Raw genomic sequence first — 17,252 nt, forward strand, 5'->3', positions numbered from 1 at the left:
AGCACGCATGCCGGCACCGACCCCTACGGCCCTCGACGAGCTGGTGGCCTCGCTGCCGGACGGCGTGGTGATCACCGATCCGGTACGCACCGACAAGTACCGCTACGACCGGGCGGCCGACCCGGATGCGGGCACGCCCGTGGCGGTCGTGCGGGCGGAGAGCACCGGGCAGGTGCAGACAGCTCTGCGGTGGGCCTCGGAGCACCGGGTGGCCGTGGTGCCCCGAGGTGCCGGGACGGGTCTGTCGGGTGGCAGCACAGCGGTTTCGGGCGGCATCGTGCTCTCCACGGAACGCCTGCGGGACATCCGCGTCGACCGGCTCGGCCGGGTCGCGGTGGTGCAGCCCGGCCTGCTCAACGCCGAGGTGAAGCGGGCCGCGGCGGAGTGTGGCCTGTGGTATCCGCCCGACCCGTCGTCCTTCGAGATCTGTTCCATCGGCGGCAACATCGCCACCAACGCGGGCGGCCTGTGCTGTGTGAAGTACGGCGTGACCGCCGACTACGTGCTGGCTCTGGAGGTGGTGCTGGCTGACGGCCGGGCGCTGCGCCTGGGCGGGGCCCGGCTGAAGGATGCGGCCGGCCTGTCGCTGACGAAGCTGTTCGTCGGCAGTGAGGGCACTCTCGGCATCGTCACCGAGATCACCCTGCGCCTGATGCCGCCGCAGCACCCGCCGCGCACGGTCGTCGCCGGTTTCGCGGACACCCGGGCCGCGACCGGGGCGATCGTCGCCATCACCGCGGGCCTGCGCCCGTCGATACTGGAGTACCTGGACCGCACCACCGTCAACGCCGTCGAGGACCACCTGCGGATGGGCCTGGACCGGTCGGCGGCCGCGCTGATCGTCGCGCAGACCGACACCGAGGGCGCTACTGCCGACCGGGAGCTCGCCGCGATCGTCGAGGCCTGCGAACGCCACGGCGCGACCGAGGTTCTCGCCACCGACGACCCGGACGAGGGCGAGGCGTTCACGGTGGCCCGGCGGCAGGCCATTCCGGCGCTGGAGAAGAAGGGAAAACTGCTGCTGGAGGACGTCGGTGTCGGCGTGGCCGCTCTGCCCGCCCTGGTCGCGGGGATCGAGAGGATCGCGGCCGCGCGCGACGTCACGATCGCGCTGATCGCCCATGCCGGTGACGGGAACACCCACCCCCTGATCGTTTTCGACCCGGCCGACGGGGAGGCCGCGGCCCGGGCCGGCCGGGCGTTCGGCGAGGTGATGGACCTGGCCATCGCCCTGGACGGCACCATCACCGGCGAGCACGGGGTGGGACGGCTGAAACAGCCCTGGCTGGCCGCGCAACTGGGGGAGGACGTCATGGACCTGAGCCGCCGCATCAAGGCCGCGATCGACCCCCTGGGCATCATGAACCCCGGCGCCATGATCTGACACGACGACGTGCAACAGGGAAGTGGGGGCCCTCCCGGCCGGAGGCTGGGGGATCGCCTGATCACGGAGGAGCTCATTTCTCGGCCGTGATCAGGCAAACTTTGCCCGAGGCGCCCCCGACGTCGGATAGAACATCATCCATGAACCTGACCAGGGAGAACGTGCTCGGGTACCGGTTCCGGGCGCAGGGGCTCGACCGTGACGGCGGTGTCGAGGGGTTGCTGGGCCTCGGGATCCAGGACACCCCCGCCGGAACCGCGGCGACCGCACTCGCGGCCCGGGGCGCCGAACGCCCGCCCGGGACCCGCATCGTCTGGTCGTGGCGCGGTGCCCCGCACGTGCACGCCGAGGCCGACCTGAAACGGCTGGCCGCGGCCACCTGGCCGGTGGACGACGCCGACGCCACACGCCGCATCAGCAACCCCCGCATCAAGGAAGGCGCCCGACGGGGACTCGAGGCCTTCGTCGCCGCGGCCACGGCCCTGCGCGAGGCCGTCACCGAGAAGCTGCCGAAGGGCGAGGTGAGCCGCCGGGTCAGCGCCACCGTGCCCGACGACCTCAACTTCGACTGCCCCACCTGCGAGTCCCGGCACATCAGTGGCGGCCTGTTCCAGCTCGTCGGGGTCGCGGCCGGTGTCGAGGTGGTCACGCAGGGCCGGTCAACCTTCCTGCAGCCCTTGCCGGCGGCCCTGCGCCGTCGCGAGATCCCGCGGGCCGGGAGCGGTCTGGACGAGATGCTGCTGCGGTACCTGCACGTCAACGGCCCGGTGTCGAGCGCGGCGCTCGCGGCCCACGCCGGGATGACGGCCACCGCGCTGAAGCCGCACCTGCCGGCCGGCCTGGTCGAGGTGAGCGCCGGGAACACCGGGAAAGTCTGGGCGCCGGAAGGCGACCTGGAGGATCTGCGTCGTGATGCGCGTCCTGAGGCAGTGCGGTTGCTGCCCGGAGGAGACCCCTGGCTGACGGTGCGCGACCGCGATCTGGTGGTACCCGGGGCCGAGCAGCACCGGGCGATCTACACGTCGCTGAGCAACCCCGGGGTGGTGCTGGTGAACGGCGACGTCACCGGCACCTGGCGGGCGAAACGTGCCGGGAGGGTGCTGGACCTCGAGATCACGGCGTTCGGCGACCTGTCCGCCGCGGTGAAGCAGCAGGTGGAGCAGGAGGCCCGGCTGATCGCCCCGGCCCGCGCGGCGCAGGACGCCCGGGTGCGTTACGCATAACTCAGAAGAATTTTGAGAAACCGGGGAACCGAACGAGGTCGGCGTGAGTCTGAATGGATACCCGGCGGTGGTGCGCGGCGGAGGTCGCCGTATGTCAGGGTGCGGCGAGAGCCGCCGTCACTGCCGCCGGGGCCAAACGTCCGGAGCCGATCAGGCCCGGGCGGCGTCGTCCTCGGGCTTGGGCCACAACCGGTGAAACGTGGTGTCCGTGCCACCCTCCGGCGCCACCACACCCTCGGGCACCGGCAGCACCTGGCGCAGCCACGAGCGCTGCCCCCACATCCGCCACTCGCGCGGGTAACCCACCGAGACCTCCTCGAAGCGCGTGCCGTCCATCCAGGTGCGCCGCGGGATGTGCAGGTGGCCGTAGACCACCACGTCGGCCCGGTAGCGCCGGTGCCAGTCACCGCTCAGCGAGGTGCCGCACCACTGCGCGAACTGCGGGTACCGCAGGATGTCGTTGGGGTGCCTCTCCACCGGCCAGTGGTTGATGAGCACCGTGCGCACGTCGGGGCTCAGTGCCTCGAGCCGTTCGCGGGTGTACTCGACCCGGGCGCGGCACCAGTCCTCCCGGGCCGGATAGGGGTCCGGGTGCAGGAAACGCTCGTCCGAGCAGACCACGCCGGTGTCGTAGGCCCGCTTGAGCGAGGCCTCCTGGGTGGTCGTGCCCGGCGCCAGGAACGAGTAGTCGTACAGCAGGAACATCGGCACGATCGTCACCGGGCCGCCGTCGCCGGTCCACACCGGGAACTCGTCCTCCGGCGTGAGGACACCGATCTCGCGGCACAGCTGGACCAGCCGCTCGTAGCGCGCGAGCCCGCGCAGCGTGACCTCGTCGCTGGGGTGCGTCCACAGTTCGTGGTTGCCGGGCACCCAGATCACCTGGGCGAAGCGCCCCGCGAGCAGCCGGAGCGTCCACTCGACGTCCTCGACCTTCTCGGCCACGTCGCCGGCGACGATCAGCCAGTCGCCGGGACCCTCCGGGTGCAGGGACTCGGTGATCTCCCGGTTCTCCCGGTAACCGATGTGCAGGTCGCTGACAGCGAGAAGTTTTGGCGTTTCGGACACCCCGCCACGCTACCCCGGCAGTCCGGCGACGGGCCGCTCGTCCGTGCTCGCGACGCGTCCCTGCTCCAGATACAGCACATAGCTGGCCACGGCCGGGACCTCGACGGCCAGGCGGCCGGGCTCGATCAGCATCTCCTCGGTGGCCAGCAGCCCCTTCGACTCCGGGTCGAAGATCAGCGTCAGCCGCCGGGCCGGCCCGAAGGTGAACTCGAACGAATAGCCCAGGCCGGTGCGCCCGGCCCGGTCCACCGTCTCTCCCCGGGCCACGAGATCGGGTTGACCGATGAGGATCTCGTAGAACGCGGCGGCCAGCCCGGACGGGATCGCCTGGGTGTGCAGGCGCTGTACCGAGGCGATGAGCACCAGGGTCTCGGGCACGTTGTGCTGCGGCGAGGGAGCGCCCTTGAGCAGGTAGGCCCGCAACTGGCCGGGGTCGTGCGGCAGGTCGGGGGCCCACTCGACCTGTGCGGTGGTGGTGCTGTCACTGCGCGCCGTGTTCGGCCGCTGTTCGATCACCCGCACCTGCCCGTCGGCCGCGCTCCACCGTTCCCGGTCCTCGGCCATCAGCTCCAGCTGCCCACGGCCACCACCTCCCACACCGAGGTTGAGGTGCCATTCACGGGTGCGGAGGTAGCTGAAGGCCTGGTTCGAACTCACGAGGGTGAACTTTAATGGGGCTTTGCCGCAGAACGCGCCTTCGGCGGGTTCAGGGCGTGGGGGGTGCTGACGCGATGCGTTCTGCCACCCGGCGGTGACGGAACTGGTACACGGGCCCCACCTGGCGCAACAGGCCACGCCGGTGGGCGTCCACCAGGAACGGCATGAGGCGCAGGGGGAGACGGCCCCGCCAGGCCTGGATCACCACGGACCAGGTGTAGGTGGCCGAGGCCGAGACGGTGAGCAGGAGTGCCACGGCCGCCGCCACCGCGATCAGCAGCCCCACCCTGAGCCAGTAGGCCATGGGCTGCTCGCGCCCGAGCGTGGTGAGCCCCAGTACCGCCGTGGAGCAGGCCAGGAAGGTGCTGGATCCGAGCGCGAACACCAGGGTCCAGATCCGGTCGCCCCACAAGGTTTCCGCCGGGCCGGAAGCCCCTCGCCCGTCGGCCACGGGCCGGCCGATGTAGGCCAGGGCGATGGCGAAGAGCCCGAAGGCCCAGCCGATGATCCCCACGATGATCATCGTGGTGCCGTCCGTGAAGCTGGAGGCCAGGATGCCGCAGGCAGTGGTGAAAAGGGTGAAGGGGAGGATGGTGCGCCAGTTCTCGCGGGTCCGCAGGGCCTGCGAGTGCACCCGGCGAGGCAGGGCGCTCTCACCGGGTTCCTTGACCCGCAGCGTCATCAGGATGCCCCCGAGCATCGCCCCGGTACCGAAGATCACGGCCAGAGCGGGAGCTGTGGCGGTGGCCGTGGCCAGTCCCAGGCCGGCGCCGAGGAAGATCGACAGCAGGAACTGGCCGGCCCGGGACCGGATCCGGCCGCTGACCGTGAGGGCCACGAAGAGGGTGACGCCGGCGATCACCCCGCCGCGCCAGAAGGTCGCCAGGGCCAGGAGGCCCCCGCAGGTGGTCGCCAGCACCGTGGCGCGCAGGGCCCGCCGGGTCGTGGCGCCCACGCTCTGATGGAGCTCCCACCAGGCGATGTTGGGCGTGCGGTACTGCTGCGTGTACCGGGCCAGCTCGGTCAGCCAGCGGTGCTCCGGCCCCGCCGGGGTCTGCGCGGGGGTGTCCTGGTAGGCCGAGGCGATGTACGAGTCCAGGAGATGGTCTTCCAGCGATCTCGCGGTCGGGAACCGGTCGGGCGAGACCAGTTCGTCGGGCAGCCCCGAGCCCCCGGCGTAGAGCGTGCGCACCAGCGAGAGCATGAGCGGGGTCGAGAGCGCCTGTGCGGCCGGGGAACCATCGACCGCGATGGCGTCGATGACCTTCTGCCAGCGAACGCTGGAGTGCGGACGCCCGTCGAGGATGAAGTCCCGGGCCGCGGGCGGGTCGATCGGCTGGAGCTCGATGACGATGTCGACCGGCACCACCAGATCGTTCGACCTGACCAGGTCCTCGTACTCCTCGCTGCGGCAGGTGAGGATCAGGGGTGCGCGGGTGGCCCGGAGGTGGCGCAGCGCCGCGGACTTGCGGCGGGGGTCCAGCTCGTCCAGCCCGTCGATGATCGGCAGGATCGCGCCCGACCCGAGCAGTTCTTGCCCGGCGTTCGGGCCGAACTGCGGGGCCATCAGTCCCGGGTAGGTCTCCCGCAGGCTCCGCCGGACGAAGTCGGCCAGGTCGTGGCTCAGCGGGTCCCAGGCCGCGGCGGAGAACAGCACGGGAACAGCGGTGACGTCCTCGGACAACAGCCGGAGCAGGAGCAGCACGGAGAAGGTGGTCTTGCCCGCCCCGGGCTCACCGAGGATGACGACCCGGTCGTAGCCGCCCTCGGTGATGCCCCGGGAGAGCTCGGGCAGGGCGCCGCGCACGGCAGCGGCCGACGACGGGGGTGCGGACACCAGGACGTCGCGTGTGGACTGACTCCAGTACAGCTCGATCGGGGTGACATCGCTGAGCCCGCGTTTGCGCGCCTCCGCGGTCCACTGATCGGTGACCGCCGTGCGCAGCCAGTCCTTCGCGGCCGTGGTGGTGGCGCTCGCCGGCGCCGTCGGTTCCGGGTGCATCTGCCGGTAGACACCGAACAGGAGGCCCGGCACCGTCACGGCGAAACCCCACCAGGCCTCGAACCGGTCGAACCCCAAGGTCTGCATCAGCACGCCGATGACGGCGCAGGTGACGACGACAGCAATTCCCGCGACCCACCGGTTCCGAATCCCCGCCATGCCCGTCATCCTCTCGTTCGCGGGCACTGCGCGTCTCGGGAGTCCTACAGGTTCGTCAGGGCACTCAGCCGGGCGGAGAGGTTGAAACCCGCCTGCACCGCGGCCTCGGAGACGGCCGCGAGCCGGCTGGTCGACAGCGCGGCGGTCGTCGCCTCGGGCACGATCCAGATCCGGTCGATCGGCAGCTCGTGCAGCTTGGTGATCTGCACGGCGGACTCGATGTCGCTGAGGTCCCGGACGGCGAAGGAGAAGTCGATGTCGTACTGCTGGGCGACCTGCCCCCAGGCGACCAGCGACTCGCGGTTGATGCGCGACCAGGCCGGGTCGCCGGAGTGGGCCAGCTTCGGCGAGACGGTCACCCAGCTGACGCGCTGCAGGGTGAGTTCGGTCGGGGGGAAGGTGCCGTTGGTCTCCACCCCGATCTCGTATCCGCCGAGCAGTTCGAGGAACTGCGGCCAGGCCGGGGAGTTCTGCTGCTGCAGGGGTTCGCCGCCGCTGATCACGATGAGGGGAGTGTTGGCCGAGCGGGCCGTCTCGGCGATCTCCTCGATCCGCCAGTAGCCGACCTCGCGGGCCAGGTCGAAGCGGGACGTGTCCCAGGTGAAGGCCGAGTCGCACCAGGTACAGGAGAGATTGCATCCGCCCATCTGGACAACGACACAGCGACGCCCGGCCGAGCGTCCCTGGGGGTGGACTGTCGGTCCGACGACGCCGGCGATCACGAGCGACGGACGTGCTCGGACCGCGGTCAGCGGTTGTTCGCTGGCGGTACTGATGGTGACCCTCCTGTAACGATGCGCGGCCCTCCAGGGAGCATCATCACATGTCTAAGCGGTGGTTAATGCAGGACTGCGGAAATTTCCCGCCCCGCATCTGAACCGTCTTCCCAAATGCTCAGATCCGTTCACGCACACTGAATTTCATCATCCTGATCTGTGTCCGACCACTCACGTCGAGTGATCGGACTGAGCTGAAAGGGTGGCTGTCCAGGCGGCCAGTACCGAATGCCCGAGCATCTCGGCGATCTTCTGCGGAGACCAGCGCAGCGTCTCGGACAGGTCGACGATCACCCGTTCGTCGAACGTCGTGATCCACAGGAGCACCGAGTAGCGCAGATCCACGGGCGGGATCTCGCCGATCTCCACGAGCCGCGCCACCGCCCGCGTCAGGGTGGTGTCGAGCTCGGAGAGCAGGGGGTCGGAGCCGTCGTGGACGCGCTCCAGGTAGCCACGGGCGCTGCGGATGTGGGTGGCCGCGCGGCCCCACGTCATGGCACTGAGCACCCACTCGTGGCAGACGATCTCGAACGAGCGCAGCGGGTCGGGGTCTTCGCCGGCCGCGTGGAGCCTTGCCAGCAGGGCGTTCTGGATGCGCCGGTAGAACGCGTCGTGCACCGCGTGCACGTCGTCGAAGTGCCGGTAGGTGGTGGCCGTCGAGACGCCCGAGTGTCGGGCCAGTTCGGGCAGGCTGAAGGCCAGGCCGCGTTCGCGGAGGAGCTCACCCGCGGCGTCCAGCAGTTTCTGCCGGGTTCTCAGTGTGTCGGCCCGGAGGTTGTCGCCTGCCATTGCTGACGATCCTCCCATCCCGGGTGGGTCGCCGGTTGTGTCGAATCCGTTAAGCGCAGTAAAGACGAGAAAAACTTCTCGCCTCTGCGGTGTATGTGGTTATTTGAGTCCTAGAGTTGAGAACATCTTCTCGTTTCGATGGAGGGATGCCCGATGGTCGCATTCAAGTCGGTCGCGGCCCCCGACGTGGCCACGCTCCCGGTGATCCGTCAGACCGCCCTGTCCCGTCTCACCCCCGAGGTCGCGGATTTCCTCGAAGGCGGTGCGGGCGACGAGAGCACTCTGCTGGCCAACCGGTCTGCCTTCTCCCACTGGGGTTTCCGGCAGCGGGTGATGAGCGGTCTGGCCGGCCCGGACCTGTCGACGAGCTTTCTCGGTATCGAGCTGGCCATGCCGGTGATGACCGCTCCGTTCGGTGCCGACGGCCTGTTCCACCCGCAGGGCCAGAAGGCGGTCGCCCGCGCGAACCGGGCGGCCGGGATCGCGAGCATCGTGCCCGAGGCCGGCACCTTCGGCCTGGAGGAGGTGGTGCAGGCGGCCCCGGAGGCGGCTCGCATCGCGCAGTTGCACCCGATGGGGCCGGAGAAGAATTTCCTGGCCATGCTGGCCCGCATCGAGGACGCGGGGTGCGAGGCGATCTGCCTGACCGTCGACTGCCCGACCGGCGGCTGGCGGGAACGGGTGCTGCGTCACTCCTTCGACCTGGACGCCCGGTACGTCGCCGGCAACTACCCCGACAGTCCCGACAGTGCGGATGGTGGCGAGACCACGCTGATCCAGGTCTTCGGGCAGCTCTTCGAGCGCAGCGCCACGGTGTGGTCGTGGGATCGCCTGGCGTCACTGATGTCCCACACCCGCCTGCCCTGGTTCGCCAAGGGCATCATGACCGCCGACGACGCCCTGGCCTCCGAGGCCGCCGGGGCCCACGCGGTCTACGTGTCCAACCACGGTGGCCGTCAGCTCGACGGCGTCCCGGCGGCTCTGGATGCGCTGGTCGAGGTACGCCGGGCGATCGACGGGCGCCTGCCGATCGTCTTCGACAGCGGTGTGCGGCGCGGCGCCGATGTGGTCAAGGCACTGGCCCTGGGCGCGGACGTCGCGGTGATCGGCCGGCTCGCGGCGTACGGGCTGGCCGCCGGTGGGCAGGCCGGGGTGGAGCGGGTGCATTCCCTGTTGTACGACGAGATCCGTACGGTGCTCACGCTTCTGGGGCGTGGCGGGGTGCACGACCTGAGCCCGGACGTGCTGATCCCGCAGGGCGGCTCAGTTCTCCACGGCATCCTCGGCGCTGACGTCTGACAGCGTCACCACGGTGGCGCCGCGGTCGTCGGGGTCGTCGTCGATGTCCACCTCGAAGTAGCCGTCCAGGTGGTAGGCGTTCTGGCTGAAGTCGAACGACGACTCGCCGTCGTCGGCCAGGTCGAGCAGGTAGGTGGCCGCCGCGCAGGGCGCCTCCGGCGCATAGTCCGGCTCCTGCCCGTCGGCGAGCCCGTTGCACTCGAAGAGCGTGAAGTGCGGTTCGTCGTGCTCGTCGTCGTCACCCGGGTGCTCGACGAAGTTCTTGTCGATGTGGTCGGAGTTCGGCGCCGACGCGTTGATCCGCACCACCTGCTGGTTGTGGGAGGCGATGAAGGTGTTGAAGCTCGCCGCCAGGTCGAGGTCGCCGAGTTCGGTGTTGTACCAGGCGATCCCGTTCTCGTCGAACGTGGTTGCCGGGGTGGTTCCCACACTGCTGGAGGACGTCGTGGTCGCCTCGGGCGTCGGTGTCCCGTCCGGGGCGGTGGTCTCCTCGGGCGAGCTTGAGGACGTCGGTGTCACCGCGGCGGTCGTGGCCGGTTGGGCGGTGGTGTCGTCGTTGCCGTCCGGGGCGAGGAACAGGATCCAGACCAGTGCCCCGGCCAGGACGAGGGCCGCGACGCTGGTCAGCGTCAGAGCGACCCGGGAGCGGTGGTTGCCGGTGCCGGTGATCTGGGTCGTACCCGGTGCGTACAGCGGCTGGGAGGGCAGGCTCGGGGCCTGGGCGGCGGCGGGCTGGTGCCATTCCCGGCGCAGGACGCGCTGGGTGGCGCCGGTGTCCGCCGCGGCTGCTCCGGCTGCTTCAGCTGGGAACAATGCGGTGCGGGCGGCGGCGGGCTCGTCGGTGTTCCACGGTTCCCGGGCGTTGCCCGGTGCCGCCGCGGCGGCGGCCTCACGGGCCGCCCGCCGGCCCCGGCGACTACCTGGGTCGGCGTCCTGCGCGCTGCGGGCGGCGGGCCGCATCCGTTCGTTCTCGTCGACCAGCCCGGCCAGCACCTGCCAGGCGTCGGGCCGGTGGGCCGGCTCAGGGTCGAGGGTGGCGCGCACCAGTGGCTCGATCCACTGCGGCAGGCCGGACAGGTCCACATCGGCGTGCACGGCCCGGTACATCAGGGCCGGTGCCGGCCCGGAGCCGAACGGCGGGTGGCCGGTCGCGGCGAACAGCACGGTCAGGCCCCAGGCGTACACGTCGGCGGGCGGGCCGATCGCGGTGGTGCCGGTGATCTGCTCCGGTGCCATGTAGCCCGGGCTGCCCATCCCGACGCCGGTACGGGACGAGAGCGTGGCCGTCTCCAGTGCCGCGATGCCGAAGTCGATGACCTTCGGGCCGTCCGGGGCCAGCAGCACGTTCGCCGGTTTCAGGTCGCGGTGCACCACGCCGGCCGCGTGGATCGCGCACAGTGCCTCGGCCAGTCCGGAGGCCAGCGCGTGCAGCAGTTCGGGGGTGAGAGGACCATCGGCGTTCACCACGTCGTCCAGGCTCGCGCCCCCGACGTACTCGGTGGCCAGCCATGGCTCGTCGGCGTCCGGGTCGGCGTCCAGCACCCGGGCCGTGCAGGCACCCGTGACCGCGCGGGCCGCCTCGACCTCACGCCGGAACCGCGAACGGAACCTCGGGTCGGCGGCGTACTCGGCCTTGACCGCCTTGACCGCGGCGGGCCGGCCCGCGGTGTCGGTGCCGACGTACACCACTCCCATACCGCCGGTTCCCAGACGGGCGACGAGGCGGAAGGTCCCGATCGTCGCCGGGTCACCGGCCCGCAGGGGCGACAACGGCACAGCTTCTCCTGAGGTTCGGCGGTCTGACGATCACTGACCGGCGAATCTACCTGTACCGGATGAGAGGCGAATGAATGCCCCTCGTCCGGTCATCCTTTCGTTACCGGGATTCTCGGGGTTCGACGGATGCCGGTTCTGGGGATGCCGTCAGATCAGGCCGTTACGCACGGCGTAGGCGACCGCGTGCGAACGGTTACGCAGACCCAGGCGCTGGGACAGGTCCTGGATCACCGTCTTCACCGTGCGCTCGGAGTAGGCCAGCCGCCGGGCGATCTCCCGGGTGTCGCAGCCCTCACCGAGCATCCGCAGCACCTCCAGCTCACGCTCGGTGTGCGGCTGCGCCGCGGGCACCTGCACCGTCGAGCTGGCGACCAGGTGCTCGCCCTCTTTCAGCGCAGACACCCGGGGACGCGGCGCGCGCACCTGCCGCACCAGCCGGCTCAGCAGCTCGGCCGGCAGCACGCTCTCGTCGGCCTGCGTGCAGGAGATGGCCCGGGCCAGCGAGCGCGTCGTGATCGCCGAGCGCCGCAGGATGCCGATGACCCCGGCGTCGAACGCGTCGGCCATGCCGCGGGCGTCGATCTCGCCCACCACCAGCAGGGTGCGCCGGGCACCGGACTCCTGCACCGCCCGCAGCGCCAGCAGACTGGGCTCGTCCATCGACTCGGCCGCCACCACGGTCACATCGGCCGTGGCCATCCCGGCCTCGGGCACCAGTTCGATGCCCGGGCAGTCGCGCAGGTAGGCGACCATCCCGGCCTGCGACAGCCGGTCGCAGCCGAACACGAACACCTTGGTCGAGCGGGCGCCCCCCGGCTGGCCCGTCTGCGGGTGCGGGCTGCTGCCCGGCACCGTGCCGGGGCCGCGGGTCGTGTTCTGCGTCCCGGCCTGGTTCGGGTACTGGTCGGGGCGTTGCTTACCGTGCTGCGTGAGTACCCTGGGCCGGTTCACGCCGGTCGCCAGACTGATCCCCGTGCTGTTGCCGGTCTGCATCGAGACTCCTCCGTCGCTGCCGGGCATCCCCCGCCCGAGAACGTAGACGTGATGATGCCGTCCGGCGGGGTCCCAGTGGTAGGAGACGCAAGAATCGGCTCAGATACATGCCTCACGCCGAAGATCCGCACGAAGGCGACACTCGGTACAGCAAGACAGCACCGGGTGAGCGACTGTGTTCAGAAGGTAGCGGAATCCCGTCGCTGCGAACACGGCCGCTGCACAGCGTCGCCCCCTCCGGCAGTCTGAGTGATCGTCCCGCCCGATTCCCGCCCGATTCCGGCCCGACCGGAGCCGGTTCCGGGCGGGCCGGGATCAGGACCAGGCCAGGCACACCGGCGTAGGAACCTGGTAGTTACGCACATAGGAGAGCATTTTCTCGCCCTCGGCCCGGGTGTCCACGGCGAACACCGCGACCGACCCGCTGTTCTGGTGCGCGACCAGCAGATGCTGCTCGTCCGGGGTGAACGCGATGTCCCGCGGCTGCTGCCCCTGCGTGGGGATGCACCCGACGAGTTCGAGTGCGTCGCCGGTGCCGTACCGGAAGATGCTCACGCTGTCGTGACCGCGGTTACTGGCGAACACCAGAGTGCCTGACGAGTGCACGCGGACCGCGGCGGCGGAGCTCTCCGTGCCCTGATCGAGTTCGGCCTGCGGCAGCAGCGGCACCGAATTCACCGGGACGAAACCGGATTCGGCCCGCCGGAACGTCGACAGGGTGTTGCCCAGCTCGCCGACCAGGAAGAACACGTCGCCCGAGGGGTGGAAGGCCAGGTGCCGCGGACCGGTCCCGGCCGGGCAGTCGATGCGCCCCTTCGGCACCAGCCGGCCCTCGTCCACCCGGTACACCAGCACGGCGTCCAGGCCGAGATCGGGCACGTAGAGATCCTGCCGCTGCGGGTCGAAGGCGACCATGTGCGGGTGCGGGGCCTCCTGGCGGGACGGGTCGGTGCCCGAGCCCTCGTGCTGCACGACGTCGAGGCGCTCGCCGATCCGCCCGGTTCCCTCGTCCAGGGCGAACAGGGCGACCGAGCCGCCGCTGTAGTTCGCCACGGCCAGGTACCGGCCGTCGGGGGAGACCGCCAGGTGTGCCGGGTCGCCGCCGCCGGAGGGCTGCATGCCGAGCAGTACCAGCCGGTGCGACTCCTCGTCGATGTGGTAGGCGCAGACGTCACCTTCGCCGTTGTCCGAACGGGTCTCCGAGACCGCGTACAGAACATTCTTGAAAATCGTTACCCAGGAAGGGTTTCGCAACACCGTCGCCAGGGTGGCCTCGCCCGGGCCACCATCGCCGGTCCAGCGGGCGCGCATGATGCCCGGTGCCTGCCCGTCGACGTGGGGCAGACGCTCGGTGTAGGTGCCGACGAAGAGATCGTGAAACTCGTTCCTGACTGACATGGGGTCGAGTATGTCGGGAGGCGTCAGCGCGCTCGCGGACGCCACCCCGTGGCCCACAACGCCTGCGCCGGGCCGAACATGGGGGAGGGTAGGCGCTCGAGGTCCGGCCACCAGACCCACTCCTGGGCCTTCTCCGGTTCCAGCACCTGCGGCTCGCCCTCGGCCTCGACCAGATGATGCAGCGTGATGTAGTGCAGCCCGGCCTCGGCGAACACGTCGCTGGTCCACCGGATCGGCGACACCCGCACAGCCCGAAGCCCCGTCTCCTCCGCCAGTTCACGGGCCGCGGTCGCCCCCGGCTCCTCGCCCGGATCCACCTTCCCGCCCGGGAACGACCAGGTCCCTTCCCCGTGCGCCCCGAGCCGTCGTCCGAGCAGCACCGCGCCGTCCCGCACCACGACCGCGCTCACCCCCACCAGGGGACCCCGCAACTCCACGTCAGACCTCCAGGCCCAGCTCGTCGTGGAAAGGGTGGCACCGTGCCCAGCCCTTCCCTCCGTGATCCGGCAAAGTGTCCCCGGCCCCGCCCGCCGCGGTGACACGAGGGACGCCCCTCCTCACCCCGTGGTGATCAGGCGAACCCTCCCGGCGTCTCTGCTCTGCCTACCGACGCTCCCCCTACCGACGCTTCCCCTACCGACAGCTCCCTTCTGTTGGAGCATTCCTTCCGACGGAGCAACGGTCTTCGGGCACCCGCCCTCAGTGCCCGCGCTCGTCGTCGTCAGGCCCGGGGCGGTCCGGCCTCCAGACGCGTCGTGACCTCGCGCATCTTCTGCTCACTGTGTTGCTCGCCGCCCCACCGGGACTCCAGCCACCAGGTGGCACCAGCTGCGGCCCACGGGGTCACCTTCGCGATCGCGGCGGCCCGGTCGTCGGCGGGGGTCTCGCCCTCGTGCACGACGTCGAGATCCGTCCGGCCACGCTCGGCCAGCCAGGCGATGAGCTCACGCTGGTCGTCGGGAGCGGCTTCCTGGCCGTCGCCGCGGTAGTACTCCGGGATCACACCGTCACACCGCAGGATGCGGGCCATCGACCGAGGCCGGGGCCAGGCGCCGACCGCCCAGATCGGGATCGACGGCTGCACGGGTCGCAGCCCACCACTGCCGATGCCTCCGGTGCCGACGTCGAACTGATAGTGCTCACCGGTGTAGGACTGCCCGCCCCGCCAGAGCTCACGCATGAGGTCGATGCCCTCGTCGAGCATGGCCGCACGCTGCCTGCGGTCGGTGACCTCGCCGCCGCCGGTGGGCAGGACCGGATCGAGCGCTCCCAGACCGAGACCGACGACCGCGCGACCGCCCGAGAGGTCGTCCAGTGTGGCCACCTGGGACGCGAGTTTCCACGGACGACGCCACGGCAACGGGGTGAGCATGGTGCCCAGGCGGATCCGGGACGTGGAGGCAGCCATGGCGCTGAGAAGACCCCACGCGTCTACCCCGTAGGCCGCCTCCCAGACGAAGACGCCGTCCCACCCCGCCTGCTCGGCCAGGACGGCCTGCCGGAGCTGTTCGGTCGCCGAACCACCGGGGAGGATGAAGCCGAAGCGCATGCTCTCGTTGGTCATGCTCCAGTGATAACAGCGCCCACCGACAGTCTTGGCCGGTCGGGGCGAGCCACGGCCGGGTGGCGTGATGGGATGTCCGCCGTGAACGCGGACGAGATCGAGCAGGCCCTCGACGACCTCTTCGACCAGGCCCTCGTGTACCACGGGTACACCGACTACATGCGTGACTACGAGGTGCTCGTCCAGGGGAGCGCCGACCCGGGCGCCGGGCAGGGGTACCGGCGCTATCTCTTCCGGCACTGTCCCAAGGTGAGCGTCACCTCGACGATCGGCACCGACGTGTGGGCCCGCTCGCTGGACGAGGCCCTCGTCCACCAGCAGACGCCCCAGAGCAACGACGTCTACGCCTGGGGCATGCGCCGGCAGGCGCTCTATCCGGGAGCGGGCCGGGCGGAGACCTCCCGGGAGACGAAACGCTGGTCCTCGCGCCTGGGCGTGCCGTTCTACGAGGTCACTCTGGAGGGCAACGGTCACGAGCTGCACCTGCTGTTCTCCGACCTGACGGTCACCGATCTGGAAGCGGGCTACACACCCTTCGTGGTGCCGGAGGCGCAGTCATGAGCGAACCGACGAAGCAGAAGACCGACCGCTGCCCGTGCGGATGGGGCGACCCCTATCGGCAGTGCTGCGGTCGCTATCACGCAGGGGAGGCGGCACCGACGGCCGAGGCGCTCATGCGCAGCCGCTATGCGGCCTTCGTCGTGGGGGACAGCGACTACCTGCTGCACACCTGGGCCCCGGAGAACCGCCCGGAGCGCCTGGACCTCGACGAGGACATCATCTGGCAACGCCTGATCGTGCTGGACCGCACCGGCGGTGGACCGTTCGACACCGAGGGCACCGTCGAGTTCGAGGCCCACTACCGGCATCAGGGAACCCGCGAGGTCCAGCACGAGGACTCATCCTTCCGGCGCGACCAGGGACGATGGGTTTATGTCGGACCCCGTTCCTAGAGTTCGGGGCGAGTGGACCATCGACCTCAGGGAGCCCGCCGTGCCGACCGCCGCCCTCGATCCCGCCCTCCGGTCCGTCCGGGCCACGTACGACCAGGTCGCCGTCGACTATGCCGACCTGCTGCGCGACCACCTGGCCACGAACTGGACCTCCCGGGCGGTGCTCGGCCTCTTCGCGGATCTGGTGCGGGCCGAAGGACGACGCGGTCCGGTCGGCGACATCGGGTGCGGTCCCGGTCGGATCATCGGGCACCTGGCAGACCTCGGCCTGGACGTGTTCGGTGTGGACCTGTCCCCGGCCATGATCGACGTGGCCCGGCGCGAGCATCCGCAGCTGCGGTTCGAGGTCGGCACCATGACCGCCCTCGACATCGCGACGGGGTCGCTGGCCGGGGCCCTCGGCTGGTATTCGCTGATCCATCTGCCCGGCCGGCTGGTCCCGGTGGTGCTGGCGGAGTTCCGCCGGGTGCTGATGCCGGGTGGCTACCTGCTGCTGGCCTTCCAGGAGGGGGAGCAGACCCGGCTCATCACCCGGGCCTACGGTCACGACGGCCTGTCGCTCACCCTGCATCGCCGCACCGTCGCCGAGTACGAGGAGCTGCTGACCGCGGCAGGCTTCGCGGTCTGCAGCAGCACGGTGGCGGCTGCCTCGGGTGGAGAACGCGAACGACAGGCTTATGTCGTCGCCCGGGCTGCCGATGAGTAGGAGGGTGAGCTGCGGCACCACTTCATGAAGGAGGTGGTGTTGTGGTCGGAGGCGTACCAGAGTGCTGGTAATGTTCTCCAAGGGTTTTCGGCGGGTCGCTCAGGCGGACGCCGACTCCACGGAAGCAACGGACATACACATGGCCGGTTCCGGGGTGATAGAAACTCTCTCCTCTGCAAAGGCTTAAGTCATTGTTGCGCACCCTTAGGGGTGGGCTCTCATTGCCATTTGCTAATGCGTTCAGGGGAAAGCTCCATCGTCGTTTAAAACCGCGAAACACGGATTTGACCGGCGAGCAACACAGGGTCTACTGTTTACAACGTCGCCAGGACGGAACGCCGAAAGGCGAGAAGTTCTGAGCGTCCGCTCCTTGAGAACTCAACAGCGCATCTGAACAACCGATGCCAATTGGCTAGCCGTTAAGGCTGGTCCTTGGCTGATGGATCAGGCTTCAGGCATGTATCGACCCCCGTCGGTGTGTCTGGTGATGGGTCTGGTTCTTATT

16 protein-coding genes are annotated in these 17,252 nt (G+C 70.1%); 6 read left to right on the plus strand and 10 right to left on the minus strand.

The window, feature by feature from the left end:
* Positions 1 to 7 precede the first annotated feature (7 nt).
* Together QSK05_RS25680 and QSK05_RS25685 are read left to right on the plus strand one after the other, a co-directional pair.
* On the plus strand, positions 8 to 1,384 hold the full coding sequence (locus tag QSK05_RS25680) for an FAD-binding oxidoreductase (protein ID WP_285599888.1): 1,377 nt from the start codon (positions 8 to 10) through the stop codon (positions 1,382 to 1,384).
* A gap of 140 nt (positions 1,385 to 1,524) precedes the next feature.
* Positions 1,525 to 2,607, plus strand: a complete 1,083-nt coding sequence (locus QSK05_RS25685; RefSeq protein WP_285599889.1) for a DNA glycosylase AlkZ-like family protein — start codon at positions 1,525 to 1,527, stop codon at positions 2,605 to 2,607.
* A 150-nt stretch (positions 2,608 to 2,757) separates the two neighbouring features.
* Here QSK05_RS25685 and QSK05_RS25690 read toward each other — a convergent pair whose 3' ends face one another.
* The 5 genes from QSK05_RS25690 to QSK05_RS25710 all read right to left on the minus strand — a co-directional run bounded on the left by QSK05_RS25690 (position 2,758) and on the right by QSK05_RS25710 (position 8,058).
* Positions 2,758 to 3,675: a metallophosphoesterase family protein gene (locus tag QSK05_RS25690; RefSeq protein ID WP_285599890.1), complete on the minus strand. Its 918-nt coding sequence runs from the start codon at positions 3,673 to 3,675 to the stop codon at positions 2,758 to 2,760.
* Between the two features lie 9 nt (positions 3,676 to 3,684).
* Entirely contained in the window at positions 3,685 to 4,332 is a 648-nt protein-coding gene (locus QSK05_RS25695) for a hypothetical protein (protein ID WP_285599891.1), read from the minus strand.
* A gap of 49 nt (positions 4,333 to 4,381) precedes the next feature.
* A complete protein-coding gene (locus QSK05_RS25700) occupies positions 4,382 to 6,493 on the minus strand; it encodes an NACHT domain-containing protein (RefSeq protein ID WP_285599892.1) in 2,112 nt (703 codons plus the stop codon).
* Positions 6,494 to 6,537: 44 nt separating this feature from the next.
* On the minus strand, positions 6,538 to 7,215 hold the full coding sequence (locus QSK05_RS25705; RefSeq protein WP_285599893.1) for a 7-carboxy-7-deazaguanine synthase QueE: 678 nt from the start codon (positions 7,213 to 7,215) through the stop codon (positions 6,538 to 6,540).
* A 225-nt stretch (positions 7,216 to 7,440) separates the two neighbouring features.
* On the minus strand, positions 7,441 to 8,058 hold the full coding sequence (locus QSK05_RS25710) for a TetR/AcrR family transcriptional regulator (protein ID WP_285599894.1): 618 nt from the start codon (positions 8,056 to 8,058) through the stop codon (positions 7,441 to 7,443).
* A gap of 153 nt (positions 8,059 to 8,211) precedes the next feature.
* Between QSK05_RS25710 and QSK05_RS25715 the strand changes: the two genes are divergently transcribed.
* Positions 8,212 to 9,357 carry an alpha-hydroxy acid oxidase gene (locus QSK05_RS25715; RefSeq protein ID WP_285599895.1) on the plus strand — a complete coding sequence of 382 codons (1,146 nt, stop codon included), beginning with the start codon at positions 8,212 to 8,214 and terminating at the stop codon, positions 9,355 to 9,357.
* On the opposite strand, the gene QSK05_RS25720 is transcribed toward QSK05_RS25715, so the two are convergent.
* The 5 genes from QSK05_RS25720 to QSK05_RS25740 all read right to left on the minus strand — a co-directional run bounded on the left by QSK05_RS25720 (position 9,322) and on the right by QSK05_RS25740 (position 15,088).
* A complete protein-coding gene (locus QSK05_RS25720) occupies positions 9,322 to 11,133 on the minus strand; it encodes a serine/threonine-protein kinase (RefSeq protein WP_285599896.1) in 1,812 nt (603 codons plus the stop codon). The genes QSK05_RS25715 and QSK05_RS25720 overlap by 36 nt on opposite strands.
* A gap of 147 nt (positions 11,134 to 11,280) precedes the next feature.
* On the minus strand, positions 11,281 to 12,126 hold the full coding sequence (locus QSK05_RS25725) for a helix-turn-helix transcriptional regulator (protein WP_285599897.1): 846 nt from the start codon (positions 12,124 to 12,126) through the stop codon (positions 11,281 to 11,283).
* Between the two features lie 315 nt (positions 12,127 to 12,441).
* Complete coding sequence (locus tag QSK05_RS25730; protein WP_285599898.1) at positions 12,442 to 13,524, minus strand: lactonase family protein; 1,083 nt, start codon at positions 13,522 to 13,524, stop codon at positions 12,442 to 12,444.
* 23 nt (positions 13,525 to 13,547) lie between these two features.
* Positions 13,548 to 13,961 (minus strand): nucleotide triphosphate diphosphatase NUDT15, encoded by a 414-nt coding sequence (locus QSK05_RS25735; RefSeq protein ID WP_285599899.1) that lies wholly within the window; start codon positions 13,959 to 13,961, stop codon positions 13,548 to 13,550.
* Positions 13,962 to 14,245: 284 nt separating this feature from the next.
* Positions 14,246 to 15,088 carry an LLM class flavin-dependent oxidoreductase gene (locus tag QSK05_RS25740; protein ID WP_285599900.1) on the minus strand — a complete coding sequence of 281 codons (843 nt, stop codon included), beginning with the start codon at positions 15,086 to 15,088 and terminating at the stop codon, positions 14,246 to 14,248.
* A gap of 72 nt (positions 15,089 to 15,160) precedes the next feature.
* Here QSK05_RS25740 and QSK05_RS25745 point away from each other — a divergent pair, with 72 nt between their 5' ends.
* Genes QSK05_RS25745 through QSK05_RS25755 form a run of 3 tightly spaced genes read left to right on the plus strand, consistent with a single transcriptional unit; the run spans position 15,161 to position 16,747 of the window.
* Positions 15,161 to 15,649 (plus strand): YxiG-like protein, encoded by a 489-nt coding sequence (locus QSK05_RS25745; RefSeq protein WP_285599901.1) that lies wholly within the window; start codon positions 15,161 to 15,163, stop codon positions 15,647 to 15,649.
* Positions 15,646 to 16,041, plus strand: coding sequence for a YchJ family protein (locus QSK05_RS25750; RefSeq protein WP_285599902.1), 396 nt, complete (start codon positions 15,646 to 15,648; stop codon positions 16,039 to 16,041). The genes QSK05_RS25745 and QSK05_RS25750 overlap by 4 nt, the downstream gene beginning before the upstream one ends.
* 40 nt (positions 16,042 to 16,081) lie before the next feature.
* Positions 16,082 to 16,747 carry a class I SAM-dependent DNA methyltransferase gene (locus QSK05_RS25755; protein WP_285599903.1) on the plus strand — a complete coding sequence of 222 codons (666 nt, stop codon included), beginning with the start codon at positions 16,082 to 16,084 and terminating at the stop codon, positions 16,745 to 16,747.
* Positions 16,748 to 17,252: the final 505 nt, after the last annotated feature.

It is taken from the genome of Kineosporia sp. NBRC 101731 (assembly GCF_030269305.1).
Lineage (GTDB): Bacteria > Actinomycetota > Actinomycetes > Actinomycetales > Kineosporiaceae > Kineosporia.